Annotated in this window: 5 protein-coding genes; 1 reads left to right on the top strand and 4 read right to left on the bottom strand. The window is 65.7% G+C overall.

Annotated elements, in window-relative coordinates; translation table 11 throughout:
* Nucleotides 1-224: 224 nt before the first annotated feature.
* Nucleotides 225-1,721, top strand: a complete 1,497-nt coding sequence (locus tag RMO95_RS17700) for a methyl-accepting chemotaxis protein (protein WP_310451979.1) — start codon at nt 225-227, stop codon at nt 1,719-1,721.
* Between the two features lie 57 nt (nt 1,722-1,778).
* Here the strand turns inward: RMO95_RS17700 and RMO95_RS17695 are convergent, their stop codons facing one another.
* From RMO95_RS17695 to RMO95_RS17680, 4 genes are all read right to left on the bottom strand, one after another.
* Entirely contained in the window at nt 1,779-2,063 is a 285-nt protein-coding gene (locus RMO95_RS17695; protein WP_310451978.1) for a polyhydroxyalkanoic acid system family protein, read from the bottom strand.
* Nucleotides 2,064-2,079: 16 nt separating this feature from the next.
* A complete protein-coding gene (locus RMO95_RS17690; RefSeq protein WP_310451977.1) occupies nt 2,080-3,744 on the bottom strand; it encodes a long-chain-fatty-acid--CoA ligase in 1,665 nt (554 codons plus the stop codon).
* Between the two features lie 78 nt (nt 3,745-3,822).
* Complete coding sequence (locus RMO95_RS17685; RefSeq protein ID WP_310451976.1) at nt 3,823-5,064, bottom strand: hypothetical protein; 1,242 nt, start codon at nt 5,062-5,064, stop codon at nt 3,823-3,825.
* Between the two features lie 156 nt (nt 5,065-5,220).
* Nucleotides 5,221-6,252 carry a phenylacetaldoxime dehydratase family protein gene (locus tag RMO95_RS17680; RefSeq protein ID WP_310451975.1) on the bottom strand — a complete coding sequence of 344 codons (1,032 nt, stop codon included), beginning with the start codon at nt 6,250-6,252 and terminating at the stop codon, nt 5,221-5,223.
* Between the last annotated feature and the right edge of the window lie 6 nt (nt 6,253-6,258).

The raw sequence follows: 6,258 nt of genomic DNA, 5'->3' as shown, positions 1-6,258 counted from the left end.
TACAGGGAATGCGCCTTTTCCTTGCGCCTTTTCCTTGTTGACTGACTACTAGCCCCGTGCGTCGCCGCGCCGGCCGCTTGTGGCGCTACTGTGCAAGATCGCATCGCGCCGATGCCAAAGGGATTGTGCGATGCAGCAATGTGTGGGTAAAATCGCCGCTTGCCTCTTCGCCGTTCCACTTGTCGCGACGGCAGCGACGCCACCCATCCGGACTGTTCCCGCTCATGAAAAACTGGAAACTCAGATCGAAACTCGCCGCATTGGTCGCCTTGTCGGTTCTGGGTTTCATCATCAGCATCGCCTTCAGCCTGGCCGAGCAGCGCGCCACCATGATCGAAGACCGCAAGCTGAAGACCCGGCACGTGGTCGAGGTGGCGCGCGGTTTCGTCGCGCGCTTCCAGGCGCTGGAGGCGCAGGCCGTGATGCCGCGCGAGGAGGCGCAGAAGGCGGCGATCGAGGCGGTGCGTGCGCTGCGCTATGGCGGCGACGAGTATTTTTTCATCAGCGACATGAACAACCGGTCGCTGATGCACCCGATCAAGCCGGACCTCGAAGGCCGGGATCTGTCGGATCTCAAGGACCCGGACGGCACGCGCATCTTTGCCGAATTCACGGCGCTGGTCCGCGCCCGCGGCGAGGGCTATCTGGACTACCGGTGGCCCAAGCCGGGCAGCACCGAGGCGGTAAAGAAAGTCTCCTATGTCCAGGGTTTCGAGCCCTGGGGATGGATCATCGGTTCCGGCATCTACGTCGATGATGTCGACGCGGCCTTTCAGGCGATATTGCTGAAGCAGGGCCTCATCGCAATTTTCGGCACGCTGCTGCTGCTCGGCTTCGCCGCCTATGTCGGGCGCCAGGTCACCGTGCCGCTGCGCACCGCCATGGCGGCCGTGGAGGCGCTGGCCAGGGGCGACCTGACCATCGAGTTCAAGCGTGGCGCGAAAGACGAAATCGGCGTGCTGCTGAACGACGTGGCCGACATGACGGCGCAACTGGCGGCAACCGTCAGGCGCGTCCTGGTCGGCGCCGAGGGCGTCGTCAGCGCGTCGCGGCAGGTCTCGGCCACCGCCCAGTCCTTGTCGCAATCAACCAGCGAGCAGGCGGCGAGCGTCGAGCAGACCTCCGCGGCGGTCGGCGAGATGGAACTGTCCATCGCGCGCAACCAGGACAATGCCAAGCTCACCAAGGGCATCGCGATGCAGGTGGCGGCGCAGGCCGGCGAGGGCGGCCAGGCGGTAGCCGATACGGTCGCGGCGATGAAGCGGATTGCCGCGACCATCGGCATCGTGGACGAGATCGCCTATCAGACCAATCTGCTGGCGCTCAATGCCGCGATCGAGGCGGCGCGTGCCGGCGAACACGGGCGCGGCTTCGCCGTGGTGGCCGCGGAAGTCCGCAAACTGGCCGAGCGCAGCCAGGTCGCCGCAGGCGAAATCGGGACGCTGGCCGCGGGCAGCGTCGCTCTCGCCGAACGCGCCGGCAAGCTGCTGGACGAGATCGTGCCGAGCATCGAGAAGACCGCAAGGCTGGTGGTGGAGATTTCGGCGGCCTCCGAGCAGCAGTCCAGGGGTTCGCTGCAGATCGGCCAGGCGGTCGGCCAGGTCAGCCAGGCGGCGCAGCACAATGCGGGCGCCTCGGAGCAGCTTTCGGCGACCTCGGAAGAGATGCATGCGCAGGCGACCGACCTGCAGGCCGCCATCGCCTTCTTCAAGGTAGCCTGACACCGGCTGTCGCGCCGTAGCGCCAGCGCCAACTCTTGCCTGCCGCGGTCGCGGCGGCTATTCCGCGGGACCGAAGTTCTCGTCGCAGAAACGCTCGATTTCGCGTTCGATGCGCGGCCCCAGGGCCATCAGCAGGAAACCGAGCTTGACGTGGATCTCGACTTCCTTCTTGCCCACCTCGATGTGGCCGGTGACGCCCAAGCGCTGAAAGCGCAGGGTGTTGCCGTCCCACTCGTGATCGAGGCCGAATTCCTCGCCGAGTTCCTCGGCGATGTGCTCGGCGCCCTTGCGGGCTTTTTTCAGCGTGGTGCCGTGTGCGCGCGTAACCGTGATTTCGCTCATCGCCGCCGCTTCCCCGTCAGAGCTTTTCGTCGCGCAGTTCGCGCCGCAGGATCTTGCCGACGTTGGTCTTCGGCAGTTCGTTGCGGAAGGCGATCTGGCGCGGCACCTTGTAGGCGGTCAGGTTGGCGCGACAGTGTTCGAGCAGCGCGGCCTCGGTCAGTGCGGGGTCCTTCTTCACCACGTAGATCTTGACCGCTTCGCCGGTCTTCGGATCGGACACGCCGACCGCCGCCGACTCCAGCACGCCGGGATGCATGGCGAGCACGTCCTCGATCTCGTTGGGATAGACGTTGAAGCCGGAGACCAGGATCATGTCCTTCTTGCGGTCGACGATCTTGACGTAGCCGCTGCTGTCCATCACCGCGATGTCGCCGGTGCGCAGGAAGCCGTCGGCCATGATGACCTTGGCGGTTTCCTCGGGACGGTTCCAGTAGCCCGTCATCACCTGCGGGCCGCGCACGCAAAGTTCGCCGGATTCGCCCAGCGGCACGTCGTTGCCTGCGTCGTCGCGAATCGCGACTTCGGTCGAGGAGATCGGCAGGCCGATGGTGCCGTTGTATTCGATGATGTCGACCGGATTCATGGTCGCCGCCGGCGAAGTTTCGGTCAGGCCGTAGGCCTCGATCAGGGCCGTGCCGGTGATTTGTTTCCAGCGCTCGGCCACCGCGCGCTGCACCGCCATGCCGCCGCCCAGGGTCAGGTGCAGCCGGGAGAGGTCGATCTTGGCGAAGTCCGGGTTGTTGATCATGGCATTGAACAGCGTGTTCACCCCGGTGATGGTGGTGAACGGGTACTTGCCGATTTCCTTGATGAAGCCCGGAATGTCGCGCGGATTGGTGATCAGCACGTTGGTCGCGCCGACCTTGAAGAAGGTCAGGCAGTTCGCCGTCAGGGCGAAGATGTGGTACAGCGGCAGCGCGGTGATGATGATTTCTTCCGTGCGCAGGAAGGGCTTGATCCAGGCGTGGGCCTGCTGCAGGTTGGCGATGATGTTGCCGTGGGTCAGCATCGCGCCCTTCGACACGCCGGTGGTGCCGCCGGTGTATTGCAGGAAGGCGATGTCGTCGTGGCCGACCTCGACCGGCTGCAGCGGGAAGCGACCACCCCGGCTCAGCGCATTGCGCAGGTCGATCGCAGCGGCGATGTTCCAGGCCGGCACCATTTTCTTGACGTGCTTGACCACCAGGTTGACGATCAGGCGCTTGGGAAAGCCCAGCATGTCGCCCAGCTGCGTCACCAGCACATGCTTGACGGGGGTGCGGGCGACGATCTTCGCCAGCACGTGGGCGAAGTTCTCGACGATGACGATGGCCTCGGCGCCGGAATCCGTGAGCTGGTGTTCCAGCTCGCGCTCGGTGTACAGCGGGTTGCAGTTCACCACCGTGTAGCCGGCGCGCAGGGCGCCGTAGAGGCAGACCGGGTACTGCAGCAGGTTGGGCATCATCAGCGCGATGCGGGCGCCCCTGGGCAGCTTCAGGACAGACTGGCAATAGGCGCCGAAGGCGGCCGAGAGGCGATCGAGTTCGGCGTAGGTGATGGCCTTGTCCATGTTGATGTAGGCCTTGCGCGGACCGTATTGCTTGACGCTCCTGTCGAACAGGTCGCCGATGGAACGGAATTCATCGACGTCGATCTCGGCGGGTACGCCTGCCGGATAGTGCTTGAGCCAGATCTTTTCCATTTTTGGTTCCTCCCGAGTTTCGATCATTCTAATCACATTGGGATTCGATACTTGTGCCGCGCGGCAGCGGCCCGCGCTTCAGCCAAGCCAGCGCAGCAGTTGGGCGCAGACCGCGGGACTGTCGAGCAGGTCGAGATGATGCAGATCATGGACCACCATGCGCTGCGCCGCGGGAATGCCCAGGTCCTGGCCACGCTGTGCATGCTGGCCGAGCGCGCTCTGCAGCGGTACCAGCCCGTCGCCCGGCAGCGTCCTGCCGGCCTTCCCGCCCGATGCCGCCGTCGTCGCGGCGATGGCATAACACTGCACGGCCTCCGGCAGCGGCACGCAATGCCGCTGGCGCTTGCGCGCAAAACGGTCGCCGTGCTGCCAGTCATCGTCGACAATGCTGCCGTGGCCCAGGTCGGTGATGCCGGCGCTGCGCAGCTTGGCCAGGCGCGCCAGCGCGGCGGTGTAGGGACTGAGTTCGAGAACCACATTGACCCAGTTGCCGCCGCGTTCCAGCGGCGCACCGTGGTGCGGCGTGCCGATGAATACCATTTGCCGCAGATGGCGCAGCCACGTATGCCCGCCGCGTTGGCCACCGCGTTGGCCATAGTGGCAGGCGCTGCGCGCCACCAGCCCGCCCATGCTGTGGCCGACGATCACCAGGCTTTCGATGGGAACGGGCCAGGCCTGTACCAGGGTTTCCAGCAGCTCGGCCAGGGCATGGCCATTGGTCGAAACGTGTTCGCCGCTGTTGTAGTGCAGGTAGAGCGGCGTGTAGCCGGCTGCCGCGGCCAGCGCCGCGCCGTGGTCGTGGCCATGACGTCGCCATTGCAGGTCGTTCATGCACAGTCCATGCACCAGCAGCAGGATCTTGCCGCCGGCCTGCGGCATGCGCGCCGCCAGATCCTGCGCAGTGAGGACCAGCGGCTGCCCGCCGCAGCGCAACTGCATGGGAATCGCCAGGGGATTGGCGCTGGCGGCGAGATGGTCGCCGAGCACGCCATTGAGCGCGGCCAGCAGAGCTTCGCGCGTGGCCGAAGTGGCCAAAGTGGCCAAAGTGGCCGTCGGCTCCCGGTCGAGCAGCGCAGTCAGTTGTCCCAGCAGCGCGTCGATGCCGCCGCCGACCAGCCGTGTCGTGCCCTGGATCGTGCGATAGACCAGGCCGGTGATGCCGCGCGTCGGTTCCTGCGTGTATTGGCCCAGCAGTCCCGGCGTGCGCGCGATGTTGTGGTGCATGGTTTCGACCAGGCGCGTCAGGCCCAGCGTGGCGTCGACCGCGAGCCGGCTCAAGCCGCGGATGTCGGCGGGCCGGATGTGGGCTTTGCGGGTCATGACAGCTTTGCCGATCGATGTCTTTGGAGTTTATGGGGCCGCGCCGGGCAGGCGCCGCAGCCAGCCTGGGAACGCTCGCCGCAGCTACGGCCCCGCATTGTCGCTCAGAGCGACAATGCGGCCAAATCTCTATCTCCCCGCGTTGCAGGGAAATACTTACCCGGCGCTCAGCATGCCGGTACGGTCATGGCAGTCGAGGTATTCGAAGAACTGCTCGTCGGCGGCGGCTACCGTCACCTCGTGGTAGAGCTTGAGCCGGGCTGCCGGGCCGAGTTTCGACAAGTACTGCATTGCCGCGCCGAAAATGGCGACATGAGTCGGATGGGATTCGGCCCAGCGTTCCAGCGCGGCCAGGCTCTTCCACCAGCTCATGCCGAAACTCTTCTCGATCTGTTTTCCGTGGCGATCCAGCACGGTCATGTAGCGGTTGCTGTAGCAGCCGATGGCGAGCCCCTCGTCGCGCAGAAAATCCATGCCCCGGCACAGCACCGGCTCCACGTCTTCCAGGTACATGCGCCGCTCTTCGGCATCGGTGTCGCTCCAGTCCTGGCCCGATCGGATCAGGCACAGGTTGTGCTGCGGCTTGATCCGCAGGCGCGAGCCGACGCGCTCGATCGACGCCGCGCCCTGGGGGGCGAGATCGTCGGTCTGCGAGAGGGGAATCCTGTCGCGGGCGCCGCCCCAGTAGGCATGCTCCTGCACCACGTCGCTCATGCCTTCCGCCAGCACGGCGACGCCCTCGGCGCGATCCGGCGCCGAGAACAGCGTTTCGTAGCGTTCGACCGCGGGTCGCAGCACTTCGCTGAAACGTCCGACTCCGCTGCCGGCATGCAGGTCGGCCGTCCAGGCCGCGCCCGATGCCGCAAACCAGTTGTCGAACCGCTCCGCAGAGTCCCAGTATGCAATTGAAATCACATTGGCGAACCCGGCTTGGTCGATATAGCGTGCCCGGTCCCAATGGCCCGGCACGCTGCCTTGCTCGAACGCAGCGTCCAGCTGTGCCAGTGCCGACGCCACGGCGCCGGTCGGTTCGCCGCGGAACTGCAAGCCGAAATAGGCCATAACGGTACGTTTTGTCGATGGCTTGTGGCGTGCCACGAAGGAGGGATAGGGCGGCGCATAGTCGTCCGGCACGCGGCGGTGCCGAGTGCGCGCCGTGCGCAGGTGGGCAGGGATCGCGGATTCCATGGCGAA

Origin of the sequence: Sulfuritalea sp. (assembly GCF_031426875.1) — a bacterium.
In the GTDB taxonomy this organism is placed as follows: domain Bacteria; phylum Pseudomonadota; class Gammaproteobacteria; order Burkholderiales; family Rhodocyclaceae; genus Sulfuritalea.
Note: the sequence above shows the minus strand (reverse complement) of the source record. Positions and strands in the feature narration are given on the sequence as shown.

What these genes read in the sequence shown, in the direction of transcription:
- RMO95_RS17680 (WP_310451975.1), bottom strand. Translation starts at nt 6,252, where the DNA reads ATGGAATCCGCGATCCCTGCCCACCTGCGCACGGCGCGCACTCGGCAC.
- RMO95_RS17685 (WP_310451976.1), bottom strand. Translation starts at nt 5,064, where the DNA reads ATGACCCGCAAAGCCCACATCCGGCCCGCCGACATCCGCGGCTTGAGC.
- RMO95_RS17695 (WP_310451978.1), bottom strand. Translation starts at nt 2,063, where the DNA reads ATGAGCGAAATCACGGTTACGCGCGCACACGGCACCACGCTGAAAAAA.
- RMO95_RS17690 (WP_310451977.1), bottom strand. Translation starts at nt 3,744, where the DNA reads ATGGAAAAGATCTGGCTCAAGCACTATCCGGCAGGCGTACCCGCCGAG.
- RMO95_RS17700 (WP_310451979.1), top strand. Translation starts at nt 225, where the DNA reads ATGAAAAACTGGAAACTCAGATCGAAACTCGCCGCATTGGTCGCCTTG.